The 17,509-nt window shown below is 51.1% G+C and carries 19 protein-coding genes; 12 read left to right on the forward strand and 7 right to left on the reverse strand.

Annotation, left to right across the window (positions count from 1 at the left end):
- Positions 1–109: 109 nt before the first annotated feature.
- Positions 110–1,345: an aminopeptidase gene (locus JOD24_RS10720; protein WP_380165293.1), complete on the reverse strand. Its 1,236-nt coding sequence runs from the start codon at positions 1,343–1,345 to the stop codon at positions 110–112.
- Between the two features lie 175 nt (positions 1,346–1,520).
- Here JOD24_RS10720 and nagA point away from each other — a divergent pair, with 175 nt between their 5' ends.
- The 5 genes from nagA (at position 1,521) to ytxJ (ending at position 4,687) form a co-directional block, all read left to right on the forward strand.
- On the forward strand, positions 1,521–2,681 hold the full coding sequence (gene nagA / locus JOD24_RS10725; protein WP_380165291.1) for an N-acetylglucosamine-6-phosphate deacetylase: 1,161 nt from the start codon (positions 1,521–1,523) through the stop codon (positions 2,679–2,681).
- 26 nt (positions 2,682–2,707) lie between these two features.
- Positions 2,708–3,094: a DUF309 domain-containing protein gene (locus JOD24_RS10730; RefSeq protein WP_380165289.1), complete on the forward strand. Its 387-nt coding sequence runs from the start codon at positions 2,708–2,710 to the stop codon at positions 3,092–3,094.
- Positions 3,095–3,252: 158 nt separating this feature from the next.
- The gene (locus JOD24_RS10735) at positions 3,253–3,825 is read left to right on the forward strand and encodes a hypothetical protein (RefSeq protein WP_380165287.1); all 573 of its coding nucleotides are present in this window, start codon (positions 3,253–3,255) and stop codon (positions 3,823–3,825) included.
- A 45-nt stretch (positions 3,826–3,870) separates the two neighbouring features.
- Positions 3,871–4,275: a hypothetical protein gene (locus JOD24_RS10740; protein ID WP_380165285.1), complete on the forward strand. Its 405-nt coding sequence runs from the start codon at positions 3,871–3,873 to the stop codon at positions 4,273–4,275.
- A gap of 64 nt (positions 4,276–4,339) precedes the next feature.
- Entirely contained in the window at positions 4,340–4,687 is a 348-nt protein-coding gene (gene ytxJ / locus JOD24_RS10745) for a bacillithiol system redox-active protein YtxJ (RefSeq protein ID WP_380165283.1), read from the forward strand.
- 719 nt (positions 4,688–5,406) lie between these two features.
- Here ytxJ and JOD24_RS10750 read toward each other — a convergent pair.
- Positions 5,407–5,562, reverse strand: a complete 156-nt coding sequence (locus tag JOD24_RS10750) for a sporulation protein YjcZ (RefSeq protein ID WP_380165281.1) — start codon at positions 5,560–5,562, stop codon at positions 5,407–5,409.
- Positions 5,563–5,760: 198 nt separating this feature from the next.
- Between JOD24_RS10750 and JOD24_RS10755 the strand changes: the two genes are divergently transcribed.
- The 4 genes from JOD24_RS10755 (at position 5,761) to JOD24_RS10770 (ending at position 8,262) form a co-directional block, all read left to right on the forward strand.
- A complete protein-coding gene (locus JOD24_RS10755; RefSeq protein WP_380165279.1) occupies positions 5,761–6,045 on the forward strand; it encodes a hypothetical protein in 285 nt (94 codons plus the stop codon).
- Between the two features lie 110 nt (positions 6,046–6,155).
- Positions 6,156–6,383 carry a DUF2383 domain-containing protein gene (locus tag JOD24_RS10760; protein WP_380165277.1) on the forward strand — a complete coding sequence of 76 codons (228 nt, stop codon included), beginning with the start codon at positions 6,156–6,158 and terminating at the stop codon, positions 6,381–6,383.
- 118 nt (positions 6,384–6,501) lie between these two features.
- The gene (locus JOD24_RS10765; protein WP_380165275.1) at positions 6,502–6,801 is read left to right on the forward strand and encodes a spore coat protein; all 300 of its coding nucleotides are present in this window, start codon (positions 6,502–6,504) and stop codon (positions 6,799–6,801) included.
- A gap of 33 nt (positions 6,802–6,834) precedes the next feature.
- Positions 6,835–8,262 (forward strand): FMN-binding glutamate synthase family protein, encoded by a 1,428-nt coding sequence (locus tag JOD24_RS10770; protein WP_380165273.1) that lies wholly within the window; start codon positions 6,835–6,837, stop codon positions 8,260–8,262.
- Positions 8,263–8,679: 417 nt separating this feature from the next.
- Here the strand turns inward: JOD24_RS10770 and JOD24_RS10775 are convergent, their stop codons facing one another.
- The 3 genes from JOD24_RS10775 to JOD24_RS10785 form a co-directional block, all read right to left on the reverse strand.
- The gene (locus tag JOD24_RS10775) at positions 8,680–9,660 is read right to left on the reverse strand and encodes a phosphotransferase (protein ID WP_429246898.1); all 981 of its coding nucleotides are present in this window, start codon (positions 9,658–9,660) and stop codon (positions 8,680–8,682) included.
- Between the two features lie 18 nt (positions 9,661–9,678).
- Positions 9,679–10,842, reverse strand: a complete 1,164-nt coding sequence (locus JOD24_RS10780) for an iron-containing alcohol dehydrogenase (protein WP_380165267.1) — start codon at positions 10,840–10,842, stop codon at positions 9,679–9,681.
- 423 nt (positions 10,843–11,265) lie between these two features.
- On the reverse strand, positions 11,266–11,796 hold the full coding sequence (locus JOD24_RS10785; RefSeq protein ID WP_380165265.1) for an HXXEE domain-containing protein: 531 nt from the start codon (positions 11,794–11,796) through the stop codon (positions 11,266–11,268).
- A gap of 305 nt (positions 11,797–12,101) precedes the next feature.
- Here JOD24_RS10785 and JOD24_RS10790 point away from each other — a divergent pair, with 305 nt between their 5' ends.
- Positions 12,102–12,383 carry a hypothetical protein gene (locus tag JOD24_RS10790; protein WP_380165263.1) on the forward strand — a complete coding sequence of 94 codons (282 nt, stop codon included), beginning with the start codon at positions 12,102–12,104 and terminating at the stop codon, positions 12,381–12,383.
- A 52-nt stretch (positions 12,384–12,435) separates the two neighbouring features.
- Here JOD24_RS10790 and JOD24_RS10795 read toward each other — a convergent pair whose 3' ends face one another.
- Together JOD24_RS10795 and JOD24_RS10800 are read right to left on the reverse strand one after the other, a co-directional pair.
- A complete protein-coding gene (locus JOD24_RS10795) occupies positions 12,436–14,718 on the reverse strand; it encodes a DUF2339 domain-containing protein (RefSeq protein ID WP_380165261.1) in 2,283 nt (760 codons plus the stop codon).
- Positions 14,719–15,365: 647 nt separating this feature from the next.
- Positions 15,366–16,175, reverse strand: coding sequence for a hypothetical protein (locus JOD24_RS10800; RefSeq protein ID WP_380165259.1), 810 nt, complete (start codon positions 16,173–16,175; stop codon positions 15,366–15,368).
- A gap of 277 nt (positions 16,176–16,452) precedes the next feature.
- Here JOD24_RS10800 and JOD24_RS10805 point away from each other — a divergent pair, with 277 nt between their 5' ends.
- Together JOD24_RS10805 and JOD24_RS10810 are read left to right on the forward strand one after the other, a co-directional pair.
- Positions 16,453–16,725, forward strand: a complete 273-nt coding sequence (locus JOD24_RS10805) for a polymorphic toxin type 47 domain-containing protein (protein WP_380165478.1) — start codon at positions 16,453–16,455, stop codon at positions 16,723–16,725.
- A gap of 18 nt (positions 16,726–16,743) precedes the next feature.
- Positions 16,744–17,226, forward strand: a complete 483-nt coding sequence (locus tag JOD24_RS10810) for a DUF6756 family protein (RefSeq protein WP_429246899.1) — start codon at positions 16,744–16,746, stop codon at positions 17,224–17,226.
- Positions 17,227–17,509 lie beyond the last annotated feature (283 nt).

Consider the following 17,509-nt stretch of genomic DNA (forward strand, 5'->3'; position numbering starts at 1 on the left):
TTTTTTCGGATGACATCAACCCTGGATTCGGTATCAATTCTCTGGATCCGATATTAGAAAAAACACGGCCTCTTTCCTTGCGAGTTCTAAGGCCGTGTTTCTCATGGATTCAGGAGATGAGTGCCCAGTTTCCCTTGCGGAAGATCGGTTCCCGGATTCCTTCATCGGTTTCGCCGTCAATGTCCAGGTCGGCAGAGCCGATCATAAAATCCACATGGGTCATACTTGTATTCACCCCAGCTTTTTGCAACTCTTCCGAGGACAGCTTCGCTCCCTCTTCAATACAGGTAGAAATAGCGGCTCCAATCGCTAAATGGCAGGAGGCATTTTCATCAAAGAGAGTGTTATAGAAGATGAGATCGGTATTGGAAATCAGGGAATTGTGGGGAACCAGTGCAATCTCTCCTAGATATCCGGCTCCTTCGTCGATTTCGATTATAGATTGTAGGGCATCCAATCCCTTTTCTGCAGATATGTCCACGATTTTTCCTTTTTCAAACCGAAAGGTGAAGTTTTCGATCAGATTTCCTTGATAGCTCAAAGGTTTGGTACTTCGAACCGTTCCCGATGTCCCCAGCTTCAGTGGGGCGGTGAACACCTCTTCGGTGGGGATGTTGGGATTGAACTGGATGCCCCGTTTATTCTCAGTACCTCCGCCGCACCAAACATGATGAGTGGGCAATTCCACGGTTAAATCGGTACCCGGGGCACGATAGTGAAGTTTTTTGTACCTTTTTTGATTCAAAAGAGCCATTTTTTCTTGTAGAGAAGTGTTGTGTTTTTTCCACATACTCTCGGGATCTTCCTGATCCACCCGGGTGGCTTGAAAGATCGCGTTCCAGAGGGCCTCTAATGCCTCTGTTTCCTCTTTTTCCGGGAAAACTCTTTTGGCCCAGGGGCGGGAGGCAGCGGCGATGATACACCAGCTCATCTGGTCTGAAAGCATATATTCCCGCCATTTTTTCAAGGCGATGCCCGCAGATTTGGAGGCGGTGTGAATCTTCCCGGAATCCACCCCTTTCAACCATTCGGGATCATTGGATTCGATCACCAGGTAAGCGCCGCCTTTTTCGGCAAGCTCCTCCCGGGACTTTGCTTGCCAACGAGGATATTCTTCAAAAGCTTTCAATGGTGCAAGTTCATAGTGCAAACGTGTGCAAACTGGGTCCTGCCACTCGATATGTACTTTTTTTGCTCCCGCTTGATATGCTTTTTTCGTAATGAGTCGCACTAAATCCGCCGTATCGATGGAAGCTTGGATCATCAGGGTTTGTCCCGGCTCCACATGTACCCCCACGTTGACGGCCAACTCTGCGTACTTTTCCAGCTGTTCGTTAAAAGACATGCCCATCCCTCATTTGTATATTTGGAGTGAAGTCTTTTTCAATTTATCCGAAAAAGTCGTTCCCGGCAACTTATAGGACCAACCCAGCCTGACAAAGGCCTCTTTGACAAGTTGAGGGTTCAGCGTTAAGCTGATGGAAATCCCGTAGCTTCGGCGAACAAAAGGGGGCGAAGTGTTGAAGCAGACAGGGAGAAACGTATTCCGGGGAAAAGTGATTCTCCGTGACGGCATGTTGGAAGATGGAATGGTGGTGACGACAGGGGAAAGGATCGAATATGTCGGTTCCCCTCTCTTTTTTGATGGAGTGAAAGAGGAAATCCGAGTGGATGGCTGGATTTGGCCGGGTTTGATTGATCTCCATGTGCATGGGGCCGGCGGTAGCGATGTGATGGATGGAACCCCCGAGGCTTTGCACCAGATTTCAACCACTTTGGCGGCTCATGGTGTGACCGGTTTCTTGGCGACGACGGTCACAATGGATCGGCCGCGACTGGAACAAGCCATCCAGAATACCGTTGAACATGCTTCATCGGCGAAAGGGGCGGAAATCTTCGGAGTCCATCTGGAAGGGCCGTGGATCTGCCCAGCCAAACGAGGCGCACAAAATCCTGAATACATATCAGATCCTCTGCCGACAGATGCCAACTGGGTGCTAGATGTAGCCCAAGGCAGTCTCCGTCTGATCACTTTGGCTCCTGAGCGTCCCGGAGCTTTGGATCTGATCCGAAGGTTATCTCGGGAAGGGGTCGTTGTTTCTGTCGGACACTCCTCAGCCACCCATGACGAAGTGGAGGCCGCTGTAGAGGCAGGAGCTTCCCATGTGACCCACATTTTTAACGGGATGACTGGATTGCATCATCGGGAACCGGGGGTGGCAGGTACCGCGATGGCGGATGACCGGCTCACGGTGGAATTGATCGGTGACGGATTTCATGTGCATCCGACTGTGATCAAGCTTCTGGCACAGGCCAAACCAATAGATGGACTGATTCTGATCTCGGATGGGATGCGGGCAGTGGGCCAACCGGAAGGGTTTTATGACCTCGGTGGATTGAAAGTGAAAGCCGAGGGAGGGAAGGCAACCCTGGAAGACGGTAGCCTGGCCGGAAGTTTGCTCACATTGGATCGGGCCGTTCACAATACAGCCCGCTATGCAAGGGTACCTCTCTGGAAGGCTGTGAGAATGGCCTCCCTTGCCCCCGCGCGGCGCCTGGGATTGGACCGGGACTTGGGTAGCTTGGAGGCCGGGAAACGGGCGGATTTGCTCACCACTGACGAATATGGAAGGGTGACCCGTGTATGGATCCGGGGCAAAGAGGTCCCGATCCCATCTTAAACCGGGCAAGAGGAAGGAGAGACAGAGTGTTCCATCCGCTCTACTATCGTTTTTTCCAATGTTATCATGCCGGATTGTACTGGGAAGCCCATGAAGTGTTGGAAGAACTGTGGCAAACTCGACGTCAGGACGATTTCTATCACGGGCTAATCCAGGTTGCGGCTCTCATGCATCAGCTGAAACGAGGGAAAGTTCGGGGAGCCCGTAAACTAGCCACCACCGCCGTCGGTTATCTAGGGCCTTTTTCCCCGGAAAAAGACGGAGTGAATGTAGAAGCGGTCCTGCGTTGGCTGGAGGAGTGTTTGAATCTTCTCCCCGACGGCCCACGAATTATCACTCCTGCAGAGGTGGAAGCTCTGGGGATCGGAATCTGTCCACTGCCTTGCTTTTCCGCTGAGTCTGTGGAGGAATAGGTCTGATAGCCGAATCAGATGTCATCTCCCACCGGAAAGGGAAACCTGCCCGGTGGTTTTTTTATGGAATGGATCTAGCGAGAGTTCAGCGTGCTGGAACAGGACAGCCGTCCGAAGCATAGTATACCGATAGAATGCGCACCAAAGGAGGATTTGATATGAAAGGGCGCTGTTGGACGGAAGAAGAAGATCAGTTGTTGGCAGAAACAGTTCTTCGTTCGGTAAGAGAAGGCGGCAACCAACTGGATGCTTTTCAGGAGGTGGCCGAAAAGATTAAACGAACCCCAGGAGCCTGCGGCTTTCGATGGAATGCCGTCGTCAGGAAACGGGAAGCGGATGCCTTTCAGGAAGCTAAGAAAGAGCGGGTGGAAAACCAACTGAAACGGAAGCGCAAGCCTTCCATCTCTATAAATGATGTGATTCGCCAATTAAAAGAATTTGAAGCGGAATATCTCTCCACCCGCACCAGGCTGTCTGAATTGGAGAAAAGACTGGCGGAAAAAGAGAAAAAACTGCAGGTAGCAGAGGCGGAACACAGTCGATTGACCGAAGAATGGGATGCCTTTGAGAGTTTCCAGAATGAAATTAAGGATCGGTACACCAGTTTGCTTCGCCTTTTCCAAACCGCACGCCATATGGAAGCGGCGGATCGCCAGGAGTCCCTGGGGGAAGGGACTGAAAACAAAGAAATCGGGACGGGAGTCGAGTCGAAGCTGGAGGCGGAATCATAACATGGTTCCATAGAGGACGGCGGTCAGAGGAAAGAGGTGCTGAATGTGTCCCGTCCCTGGAACCCCAAAGAAGACCGATTCCTTCTCTCCCTGGTGGATCAGGACAGACAGCGGGGGCTCACTCCCAGTCGGAGTTTCGCCCAAGCCGCGATGAAGTTGAAACGCAGTCCCCAAGCATGTGCCATCCGATGGAAAGAATTAACCTTCCGTGATGAGGAGACGGTTACCGTCACAGCCGCTCGGACGGATCCTTCTCATCTGCGGGAGCGGATCAAACAATTGGAACAGAAATTGGATACTAACCAAACCCAACTGGGGGAATTGATCAAAGAAAACCGTAGGATGCGGGAAGAGATGAAATTTTTTGAGGTGATGTTGCTAGAGGAATACCAATTGCTGATCAGCCTTTTGGAAAAGAAACAGAACAACGCCAGAATTCACCACTTTTGAGATTCCCAAAGGCAAAAAAATAGGGTAAGATCATGGTAGAGTTTTTAGCAGAGGAGTGGGACACATGGCGCAGTGGAAAGAGATTACAACATTGGAAGAATGGGAGCAGATCCAGCGCCAATCAGGGGAACATCCTGCTTTGGTCATGAAGCACAGTACTAGCTGTCCCATCAGTGCAGAGGCTTGGGAGGAATATCAGAGATTCGTCTCCACAGTGGCACCGGAAACCGTGGAATATGTCATGGTTAAGGTGATTGAGTCCCGACCAGTTTCCAATCAGATCGCCGAGGATCTGGGTGTCCAACACAAATCACCTCAGGCCATTCTGGTAAAAGATGGGAAGGAAGTCTGGAATACATCCCACTGGCATATTACGATGGAGTCACTGGAAAATGCAATGCAGAACGTTTGACATGATAGGAGCAGGCAATCCGATACGGGGTTGCCTGTTTTTTTTCCTCGGGCAAAGAGAAAACCCAATGTGAGATGTGTGAATGGTTATTAAAAATAGTTAAAAAAACAAAACCCCCGGTAATAGCCGGGGGCATTCCTATGGTGGGAGGATTAGTATCCCCCCCAAATGCCAACCAGGGCAAAGATGGTGGCAATCACAAGCAGGAAGAGTAACAAGCGACCGAGGCCAAATCCATACCCGTAGCTCATGGAAACACCCCCTTTCAATGGCAAAGACGTTCAGGGGGGTGATCTGGAATCAGTAATATCCCCAGATGCCGACCAGGGCGAAGATGGTGGCAATGACAAGCAGGAAAATCAGAAGACGGCCAAGGCCAAATCCGTAACCATAGGAACCGGACATGGATTTTCCCCCCTTTTTTTGGTTTGGGAAACGGTGAGGCTGGATGAGCCCGCCGTTTTATGAGAAAGGGATGATTCCCTTTTCTCCCGATCTGTGGATCCGACAGCGTCGGAGCTTGGTTTCTCCTGGGGTTACAGCCCAACCCAGGCGAAGAGAGTCTTAAATCACTCATAATACAGGAGCAATCGACCCAACCCGAAGCCCGAGTATTTGCCGGATAGGATGGCGCTGTTCCCTCCTTTTCTCTTTTCTGCTACAAGCTATGCACTTATCCGGCGATGTGTACAGGCGGATATCCCGGGGAATCAGTTTTTTTAAAAGGCACCCACAAACCAGAAAATGACCGGGATCACGAGAAGGAACAAAAATAGGCGTTGGAGGATTCCCCCTCCACGGTAGCCGGCGCCGTAGTAACCTTCATAGTTATATCCATAGACGGGTCCGTAAGAATAGCCGCCGGGATCATACATGGAATACTCCTCCTTTCCATTAAAACCCCACTAGGAGTTGTACTGTCAGCTTATTCAATACAGGTGACAACCGTTTCGGCATCTGAAGAATTTCCGGGACTGTGAACGCCCAAATCATCGGGATTTAGACAAACACCCGCCCCCTGTTCCTCCCATCGGCATATGGTGAATAGATCACGGATTAGCGGAGGGATAGCAATGCCGGGCAAAGGTCCTTCTACCAAAGAGATGGCCCAGCTGATCAATAATGTGATGGGTCATAACGTCTTGACAGAGCAACAGTTGAAACAGATCCTGCAAGGAGCCAAACGAGTTCACGAGCGGGGGGGAATGCCTGCAGTTCTGGACTATCTTATGAAGGTGACTCAAGTGGATGTAGATCGGGGAGAACTGGAACAGTTCGCCGACAGTATCCAGAAAAACCCTCAGATGGGGATGGACATTTTGCAAGGGAAGCGAAAGACGCCCCGTAAAAAAAGATGAGAACAGTCTGCGGCCTGTCGGAGAAACGGCAGGTCTTTTTATGAACCATCAATAATCGATCCTAAATTGACTCATACTATTCCAGAATCCAGGGGAAGGCAGGGAGGATCATGGAACAGTTGACGCAAATGGAACTACTGCATCTGCAGGATCTGATGGAAGCGGAAGCATTAGCTGTCCGCAAGTGTGAGCTGTATGAACAGAAATGTAAGAGTGATGAACTGAAAAACTGGTTTCAGGACGCGGCCCAACTGCATCGGGATCACGTCGGGCAGATGTTGACACAGCTTCGCAACCATGACGGGCGAGAACGGGAAGATCTGCCTCCTGTTCACTAGGATGAGGCAGGTCCATTTAAGTGTTTAAGGAAAGAGGGATTAAATCGTCATAACAACGATTTTAGACCCCTCAACGAATAGGTTGGGGGGGCTTTACCTCAGGGAGGAAGGGATAGAAATGGAATTATTGGAACGGGAAATGGCACAAGATCTGTTGATAATGGAAAAACACCTGATCCAGGAAATCACCCATATGGAAATTCATTGTGCTCATCAAACGCTGCGGAAAGCCATGCATCGAGTGCACACTGATACAGAGGAATTGCACATGCGCCTGTTTCAAACTATGCACAAAAAGGGATGGGTCCAAACGGCTACCGCCGGGCAGCAGGAGATTGAAAGCACCCTCCTACATTGGGAACAACAGCCACTGAAGCGAACAGAGTTGGATGGGAACCAGCATGAACAGAGCCATTGATACATGGACAGTCCGGCGGGAGGAGGGAGACATATGCTGTCCTGGTTGATGAAGCGACTCACTAATGGGGTGGTCGATTCTGTATTGGATCGGGTTATCCAGGATCCTTATACAGAGAATCTGTTCTCTTTTGTCACCATTGCGCAAAAACTGACCCCGCGGGCCATTGTGGAGGCGACCATGCGGGCGGAGTCGGGCAAGCCTATTGAACGTCCCTTGGGCAGTCCGGTGATTCGCTCTCCCTGGGATCAACTCACATTTAATCCGGTACATTTGTATCGGATGCCTACAGCGGACGGGGTCGGCATCCATACCGGTACCACCATCGGCCCTCGGGCAACCAAGCCACTAAAGCTGGAGATTCCCATCTTGATCTCTGGGATGTCCTATGGAGGCGCGTTGGGATTGAAGGCCAAGCTGGGATTGGCGCGAGGGGCCAGCCTGGCAGGGACAGCCACCAATTCCGGGGAGGCTCCCTTGGTTCCGGAAGAGCGTCGGGAAGCCAAATATTTTATCGGCCAGTACAATCGAGGGGGTTGGATGAACGATCCTGAATCTTTGCGTCAACTGGATGCCATTGAAATCCAGTTGGGCCAGGGAGCTCAGGCGGCAGCGCCGATGGGAAGTTCCTCCTGGCAGTTGGACGAGCCTTTTCGCAAGCGTTTTGGTATCCGCGATGGAGAGGGTGCTCCCATCCACACCCGATTGGAGGGGGTGGACCATCCGTCGGACTTTCCACCTCTGGTACGGTCTCTGCGGGAAACCTACGGGGTGCCGGTGGGGTTGAAAACTTGTGCCAGTCACTACCTGGAGCAGGAGATCGACATCGCACTGGATGGGGGGATCGACTATATTGTGGTGGATGGGGCGGAGGCAGGCACTCATGGCGGCCCAACTATTCTCCAGGACGATGTGGGCCTGCCCACTCTGTTCGCCCTGAGCAGGACGATTCGTCACCTGGAGAGACGAGGGGTGAAACGGGAGGTTTCCGTCATCGCCGCTGGCGGCCTGACCACGCCGGGTCATTTTCTCAAAGCGATGGCCCTGGGAGCGGATGCAGTCTATATCGGATCGATCGCACTGGTGGGAATGCTCCACACCCAGTTCAATCTGGCTTCTCCCTTGGAACCACCGGTTCAAGTCCTCTTATACCAAGGCAAGTTCAAAGAAGACTTCAATGTGGAACAAGGCGCTGAACATCTGGCCAAATTTCTCAAATCCTGTGTGGAGGAGATGAAAATGGTCGCCTACGCCCTGGGAAAATCCGATCTCATGCAGATCGACAGGCAGGATCTGGTCTCCCTAGACAGGGAACTGGCCCGGCTCCTGGATGTGGATTACGCAGCTCATCCCCGGTCGGAACAACATCTCGCCTGGACAGAGGAAGGGAACCCCTGGGATTTTACAAAGGTTTCCAACCCGGCTGAGACCAGCGAAAACGCCCCGCCCCCCTACCATTGACTGGTAAGGGCCCAAAAACCCCCCCTCTCCTGATGATGGAGAGGGGGGGCCTCTGGTCAGCCGATATTAGCCGTTAGTTGGTTCAACTCCGTAAGAAATTGCATGAGTCGTTGCCGGATGATCGAAGGGTCTCCCATTCGCAGGCGCGTCTGTCGAGAGATATCTCCTGCCAGGCGTGTTGATTAGCCATATTTTGGGTGGGGAGATCGTGTTCTACCACGCTCCGGTTGCCATCCAGCAAGGAAGTGAAAACTGGCCGCTCCAAATCTTCCGATCGGGCAGGGGCAAAGCCTTACGGAAGCAACACAGGGAAGAGGTTGCCCCTAAGCGCCCTCCCTCCAGATTCTCCGCTAGGTAGGATGGCAAAGGTCGCTTTGGCAGCACACGACTCCCTTCCGCCGCCCATTTTCTGGTTAATCAACAGCCCTGATCTCCTGCTAAGATCCGCCAGTGGGTCGTGATCTCATCGAAAAGCCATAGGAGATGTTCCAGAAAAATGGAGTGAAGAAGTGATTCAGATCCGTTGGTATAGCCCTGGAGAAAGCCTTCAGCAATAGCATTGAGGGTGTCTATCTTCCAATGGGTGGCGTGCCGCTCATAACGGGGAGTGTTCAGATAGGCAGGCAACAGTAAAGTGTAGCAGTGGTAAAAGAATGCGGCATAACGGGTTCCGTCATCCAGTCGCGGGACCGGGTCGATGATCCCGGTCAATTTGCCGCCCCTTCCCATCCAGTTTTCCGGAGTGAGATCTCGGTTTACCAGAGAAATTCGATCCCATCGGCGGGAGGAAAGAGCCTGCTCCAGAGCTTTTTCCACCTGGGGTTGGTTAAGAGGCAGATCTGAGGCGGCCAGCATTTCGAAGGAACGGAGCGTTCCCTCATTTTCTTCTTCCAGAATCAGCGCCAGTGGACGGAGATCTTCCCCGATCAGCTGAGTCCCTTTTGGGATCAGTTCTCCCCATCCATCCAATTCCGGCTTCTGCTTGTGGAGTTGACGGTAGAATTTACCCAGATCCTGGCCGAGATCCAGCGCTTCTTCTGTACAGAGATGCTGGATGGAGACGGTCTCACCCAGATCACTCTCCATTGTAAAGGAATTGTCCGGATCGACCTGATAGTGATAGCGGGTGGGACAAATCCCAGGGCGACATCGGTTGGCAACGCGGTAGAAGTGGGCGACCGATTCGTATTCAGCTCTCCACTTTTTCGCATCATAAGGCACTTGCTCCCCGTAGGCGCTCTTCTTTTTCAGGCGAACCACCAAGGATTCAGCATTGGGAAGCGCGATCCGGTAAGCTCGGTGCCAGGCCCCCTCTGCCAGTAACTGGAACTGGAAACCTGTTGTGATGGGGACGCTACTGAAACGGAGTGCAGCTCGGATGCGCTCTTCCACTGTCATATTTTTGTGACCCATCACTCACAGAGAGTGGCGCAAAATGGATAGGACATCATGGCGCTCCAATCGTTTCACACGACCGAAGGACCCTCTGGCCATGGCCCGATCCGCCATTAGGTCTAAACGGCTGTCATCGATGTCATAATCGGCCAGACGGGATGGAGCCCCTAGATCCGACCAGAAACGACGCAAGCCATCGATCCCTTCCAATGCCACCTCTTTTTTGGACTTACCGACAGGGTCCACATCAAACACCCGAACCGCTAACTGGTAGCAACGATCCACGTTTTCATCCAGGGTATGCTTCATCCAATGAGGAAAGAGGATCGCCAGCCCCCCACCGTGAGGGATATCGTAGACTGCGGAGACGGCATGTTCGATATTATGGGTGGCCCAATCCCCTGACGTTCCCATCGATAACATCTGGTTCAAGGCGATGGTGCCACAATAGAGGATGGTTTCCCGGTGTGGATAACTGTGCAGATCCTCCAGCAGTTTGGGAGCGGTCTCCATCACCGTCTGCAAGACGGATTCACACATCCGATCTTGAAGAGGGGTATGGGGAGTCACATGAAAATACTGTTCAAACACATGGGACATCATGTCTACGATTCCGTAGAGGGTCTGGTCTCGGGGAACCGAGAAGGTGTGGACGGGATCTAGGATGGAGAATTGCGGAAAGGTGTAGGGACTTCCCCAACTACACTTCTCCTGTGTTTCCCAATTGGTGATGACAGAGCCGGAGTTCATTTCCGATCCGGTGGCAGCCAGAGTGAGCACTGTCCCAAAAGGAAGGGCACCGGTCGCCTGAGTCTTCCGGGTGATAATGTCCCAGATGTCTGCCTCCGAGGTGGCCCCGGCAGCAATCGCCTTCGTACAGTCGATCACACTGCCGCCACCGACAGCCAGAAGAAACTGTATCTGTTCCCGTCGGCAGATTTCGATTCCCTTGCGCACGGTGGTCAAACGGGGATTGGGTTCCACTCCTGGCAACTCAAATACCGTGGCATCCAGCTCATGGAGTTCGTTTATAACTTCCTCATACAGGCCGTTTCGTCGAATGCTGCCTCCGCCGTAAACCAACAGGACTTTTTTTCCATAACGGGGCAATTCCTGTTGCAACTGTTCCAATTGCCCCTTTCCAAAATGAAGACGGGTCGGATTGTGAAAGGTGAAGGGTTGCATGAAATCCATCTCCTTTAAACCGGTGAATTTCCGGATAATGATCTGGAACCAGGGCTGTTGATTAACCAGAATATAGGTGTTAGAAGGGAGTCGTGTGCTGCCCAAGCGACCGCTATTCTACCCAAGGCAGAAGTCTTACGAGAGGGTGACTAGTGCTCCTTAGGGCAACTTTGATCTTGTTTTTCAGCAAGGCGGAGGCAGGCGGCTCCGATCTCTTGCAAAGAGCGCAAAGGCGAATCAAATCCCCACCATCCTTACCTTTCTGTGATTTTCCACACAATGTTTCTCTGAGGGGGCACTAGGAGCATGGTGAAAAAGCCTCCATACCCAATCATGCCTGGGTCGGTTAATCAACACGCCTGATCTGGAACGATTCCTATTTTACCCGATTTGGCTTGGGCGAACATCCAGGCCAAACTTTCCTCACCCCAAAAGGAGCGCCACCCCTTTTCCCAAGGAGTGAGCGAAGAGGGAGACAAGCGCAATCAGGGGAATCGCCAACCACAAGGTGGTGTTCAATTGTTTCGGGTGAAGGGCTCCTCTCTGTACTGCCCTTTTCAAAAACCAGAAGCAGTAAGGAAGATTGAGCAGAAGGGCGGTGACCAGGCCAGGTTGGTAGTGAAGGGTGATCAGGGAGAGTAGGATGTGGCCGATGGCATTGATGAATAATACCCCGGCAATGAAATGAAGAATCAGCACATCTGTTTCTCTTTGTCGGATACAAGCGGAGTAAGCCACCCACCAGACGAGCAGGGTGATCGAGGTGGTGGCGACTGCCATCTGGGGGATACTCGGAGGAAAGAGGAAGGAGAGCGCAGAAAGAGAATTGAAAAGCGCATCAGGTACAACGGCCTCCTCGATCCAAAATGTCTCCTCCAAGTTGTGAAGCGTGACCAGAATAGGGATCATCCACAGAAAGGTCGTCTCTGCCAATCGATTGCAACCAGCGACCATCTCAACTCTCCTCTCTCCAATTTGCCACTATTCTTTTTCTGTTACAATTATTGTATCATTCAGTGGGAAGATTGGGAAAAGAACCACTACGTAACTCATGGAATTTCAATCTACCCACATGGCGAGGGATCTGTGGGAACTGTACCCTTTTTAGTTTGGAAATTCAGCAAAAACTCTTCTCATTTTCGCAATCTCGTTTAAAATAGAAAGTAGGTAATGTTTGGTTGCCCTTATACAATATGAACTCCCCCGGTAAGCCGACCCGCGGGGCGTGATCCAACAAGACTGGAAAGGCAGGGATCAGGATGGATTCACAAGAGAAGCGCATGATGTCTATTATTCTCCGGATGATCAAAGAAGTGTACAAGAAAACGGTGCAACTGGAGGATGTGCTTCAGTGCGGCAGTGTGCAGATCCTGGAGCGGGACTTTGATCCCATGAATGAATTATTGAAAGCGATGGAGTATCCACAGGAGAAGACGGATCTGGCCTATGAGTTGATTCAAGTCTATCTCGATGATGAGATGACTCTGGATGAAGTGGTGCTGGGGATTGAAAATGGCTTGAAGGAAGCAACGAATGTTTAAATATTGAAACTTATTACATAAAGCCGGGGATTCCCCGGCTTTTTTAATGGGTTCACCCGGTGAGGGAGAAACGGTCTTTGTACCGTTGGTATATATAAGAGACTGCCAGCAGGATCAATCCCAAACCGATAAAGGAGAAAATCCGGTACAGGGTGTCCAGGAAAGAGAGATCAAAGATAAAGATTTTCAAGATGGTGAGGCCGAACAAGCTCATGGCCAAGATGCGGAGGTTGCGGACACAGCGCCGGATTCCCACTGCCATCAGTGTGATGGAATAGAGGAGCCACACCCCGGAGATCGCCAATTGTTGCATGTTGAACAGCGAGCGCGACGCTTCCGGGTTACCGGAAGACAGTCTTTCTATTGCCTGTTGAAAGTAGTCTCTGGTTTCCACCGTGAACAGCTCAAACAAAACCAAAGAAGCCAACAGAGGCAAGATGACCCGGAATTTTTTCGCCCATGGAGCATTTGACTCATAGTGCCGCAGTTGGAAGGCGACACCCAGCAAAACCGCAGCTGAGAAACCAAGCACGAGGAACCGGAGGTTGAACAGAGGAAGATAAGCATCCAAGGGTGGATACACCAATCCCCGGATTCCCCCCACCATCAGTGAGAGAAATAAGATCCCCGTGCCGGAGAACAGTAGCGAGTTCATCTGTTTTTTTAATCCTACCCACACCAGGGGCAGAGCATACAACGACCAGATTCCTGCCAGCCCCATCAAGTGGGTGAAATTCAACACCGTTTCCGAACCGGGCTGTTCCGCGAGACGTTGTCGGAACCAATCGTTGGTCTCTATTGTCATCCACAGAAACAGGAGCATCACCCACCCGGTTTGGAGGGCTCCCTGGATGATCGACCAGGCTTTCCCTCGGATCTGTCGCAACAGAAAAGCGCCCCCGGCCACAGCCCCCGCCAGCAGGAGAAAAGCGAGTGCGCGCAGATTCCACAACGGGAGATGGCTTTCAACAGGGGCCATCCAGGCCTCTCCCTGGAACAGAAGGCGAAGGAAGGCAACCATATACAGGATTAAGGCGAAGATCCGCAGGTGGGGGGAGGGCTTGCGATGACCTTGCCACAGAAGAGCCAGTGCACCCAGACCCCAAAGGGCCACGGTGGGGAAGGGGGAGAACCATAGGGGAATGGCAAGTCCCGCAAAGGTGAGTGCGGTCAGTTGTATTTGTGTGGCAAACCCTTTTTCCAGGGGGAGCTTCCACTGGATCAGCCAGTAAACGAAACCGACCCCGAGAGAGATCCACCCTGCCAGTTGCTGATCTTGATGAAACAACAGGAACATTCCTCCGAAGTACATCAGAGCGTGGACTGTCGCCGCCGCTTGTCTGATCCCCCTTCCCTCCACCTGCCGATCTCGTCCGAACCAGACTTCGGCAGCCAGGAACATTCCCCAATACAGGGTGAGGAACCCAAAGAGAAGGAGGGTGTTCTCAGAGAACACCTGAACCGAAAGCCAGATGAAGTAAGTTCCGATCAGTGTGAGGAGCGGGAGAGGCACCCACTTCTCCTTTTTCAGGGAGACTAACAGCAGTCCGGCAGCCAGCAGTGCCATATAGGACAGAAGCCCCAATTCATTCATTTCACCGGTGCTGAGTAGAAAAGGGGTTAAAAAGCCCCCCGCCCAGCCCAGCAGTGAAACAGCGATAGAATCGTGGCGCAAAGCTTGCTGAAAGGCCAGTGCTGTCACCAGAGACATTAAGAAGAGAGCTGCTAGTTGGGGTACCAAGTGATAGAAATTAAAAGATGCGTAAACGGCCAGATAATCGATGGCCAACCCGGCACCGACCAAACCCTGGGCAAAAACGGTCATCCCTTTTCGGCGGAATCTTCCCCCCAACAGGATAAGACCGATGCCGAGTGCACCCCCCGTCCAAACCCGAACGGATTCCGTGATCCAATTCTGGTCAAAGGCGTATTTCAGAAAGAAGCCAACCCCGAGTATCAATGCCAGCGCACCGATCCGGTTTAACAGTCTCCCGCCGATGAACCATTCCCAGCCTTCCTTTAGCCAAGGATCTTCCTTCTTCTTTGGAGTCTCCTGCTGTAGTGGAGGGGTCTGCCGTTTCGGAGGAGGGGGAGGGGTGACAGGGGTTGAGCCGACCACCGGCGGCATCTTCCTCTCCCCCGGTTGAGGCTGAGGCGGGGACTCCGGGGCTGAAGGGGAGGAAATGGGCTTATGCGGGGGAGACGGTATGGTTTCCAGACGATCCAACCGCTCTCCCAGACGGTTCACTTTGCTGATCAGAACGATGAGAACAATCGTGCCGACAATCAACAACAAAAAGAGAAAGAATAATAAAAAAATCAGCAGAGCAATCATGGTTACCTCCAAGTTTGGGAATTTATTCCCTGATCTTATCACATTTATGTCCAAACAGGAACAACAACAGAGTCTAGGATGGACTCTGGGGTGTAAAAAGCAGGCGGGAGGTAGTGCCTCCTCAGCGAACATGGTGTGGAAAATCACAGAAAGGTAAGGATGGTGGGGATTTGATTCGCCTTTGTACCCATAGGGCAAAGTCTCGCCAAGGTCACTCCGTTCCCGGTCTCGCTATGCGCTCTTTGCAAGAAATCGGAGCCGCCCCACTATCCTGTCCCCCGTCTTGCTGAAAAACAAGAAAAAGATACCTGAAGACAGGCGTGTTGATTAGCCATATTTTGGGTGGGGAGATCGTGTTCTACCACGCTCTGGTTGCCATCCGGCAAGGAAGTGAAAACTGGCCGCTCCAAATCTTCCGATCGGGCAGGGGCAAAGCCTTATGGAAGCAACACAGGGAAGATGTTGCCCCTAAACGCCCTCTCTCCAGATTCTCCGCTGGGTAGGATGGCTACCTTTATTCCAGGGCTTCAGCCCATCGAGATTGTAGTGCCTGTGGCGCAAAGGTCGCTTTGGCAGCACACGACTCCCTTCCGCTGCCCATTTTCTGGTTAATCAACAGCCCTGACCTGAAGAGGCACTAGCTAAAATTACTCAACCATGTCCTTCCACGTCCGATCCCGGATCTCCTTCGGGAGGAAATCCATTTCCGGGTAACTGAAATCGTGGGATTCAAAAACTTCCCCAGGGGCGAGGGGGTGATCGATTCCCACCTCCAACCCTCTCGATGTGGCCAGCCAGCCCAATCCGATGGCCGGGATGGCGCACAATTTTTCAACATCCGTATAGTCCCCGCGCCGATGACGCTTGACAGCCTGCTCCAGCCATTCCTGCGCCTGAGATTGAGATTGGGACAGGATCGCCTCCAAGAGCATCATATAAGCTTCCAGGTACTTGGGGATCTTTCGCGCCTTTAATTTCGCAATATGACGCTCAGCCTCCCCGTCCTTTCCCAGCAGGGTGTACTTGATCGCCAGTCCCAGATTGGTAAACGGAGAAGTTGTCCTCCCAAACTCCCACTTTTCCCCTTTCCATCCCAACAGATGGGCCAGTGATTCCACCACTCCGGGATGCTCACTGATCAACGCCCAATAAAAGGCTTCATGATGTCCTGAAATGATTCTGTAGGAAAAAGATTTTGTGTAATGCTGACTTTCCTTCACGTTTAGAGGCTCAGCCAAAATAATGGCCTCTGTGCATTTTGCCGCCATAAAGAGCTGACGCTTCAATTCTATGACATCATTGTCAATCAAGAGCGACTTGATCCCAATCACTTTTGCATATGAAGCCATGCTACCGGGTAAATCCCATGAAAAACTTCCCTCTCTTAAACGTTGGGCCCTTCTATGAAAAGTTTCTTCTCCTTCAAGCGCGATTTCTTTTAAGGTCTCCAACTTCATTTGGAACCACCCCTTGTCTGTTCATTTCCATGCTCCCACTTCGTCTTCCTGTCTAGCGGTGAATTGTAGCAAACGCTGAAAAGTAAGACGAACAGATCATCACGGGAAAATATCAGAGGATCGTAGATGAGGCGAGACGAAAATTTGATTCGGACAAAGGGACAAAGGGAAAACTTAACTATAAGTTAAAGAAACAAGATCGAGATATGAGGGGAAAAGAATATCATCATGGAGATGCTATTCGAGAAGCATTTGAAATGATGAAGAAGAAACCGGCATCAAGAAAAGTGAATTTGAAGCGAAAAAGTGGGCCAAAAGTAAAGATGGAAGGTCTTTTGTTGTAGAATGGAAGCATGAGGACAGTGGAGCAGAGGTAAGTATGGATAAACCCCATTTTGGCTTTAATAAAAGGACAGGAAAATGGGCTACTGGACCCGATGCTCCACACATTGGTTGGCAAATTTCGGGGAAAAGGGAGCGTGGTGGAAGAATACGCGGACATATTCTAGTAGATGACGTTCCAACTGGACGGCCATCAGTAAAAGAATAAGATCAAGGGGACTTAATCATGAAAAATCTATACAGAGGGCAAGTGATTGAGGCAGCAGTATCTCAAGGAATTGGCTATAAGGAGATTCCGCCAGATGAAATGAACCAGGTTCGTCAACGGGTACTAGAGAAATTTGTAGCTCCGGAAGGAAGAAACAAATTATTTTTTTGGGAAGACTTACTGCCGCCACATGCCTCGGTTCATAATGAAGAGGGCTGGAGATGGGTAGGGGAGTTTATTGACAAATCAGAGGTGGTTCTCTTTTTTAGAGAAGATCGCGAAGAGTATGGATTTCAGCTGTTTTCTGGCCCCGATCTGGTTAAAATTGTGGGAGAGACCAATGATGATGAGTTCTATTTGACCGATCCCCAGGTTAGCTACTTTCTTTGTCACAATCATCATGACTTTTTATTGTCTTCTGGAGAAGCTGTATCCGAGTGGCTTTCCAAATACAAAACGCCTGAATATGATTGGCAATCTCGTCCCAGTGAGGAGGATTAGAGGTTGAGCTAAAACCATGAAGCCAATAATCTCCTTCCCCTCACCCGGTTACAGCCTCTATGAGTTCATCCCGGTTCGGAGTTGGTCAAAGTTTTTGATCATCTTCAGGTCGATTCCGTCCTATTGAAGTTTCATCAAAAACACAATTGGCAATCTCTGCCTGATTTAAATCGTTCCTGGGGGCGAAAGTCCGGTTTTTCTTTGTTGGAACAGGACATTTTCTGAGCTTAATTGAAAATTTTTATTCTAAAAAGCCCGGGAAGAAACCCAGGCAGAATGAGAT

This window comes from Kroppenstedtia sanguinis (genome assembly GCF_050433445.1).
GTDB lineage: Bacteria > Bacillota > Bacilli > Thermoactinomycetales > DSM-45169 > Kroppenstedtia > Kroppenstedtia sanguinis.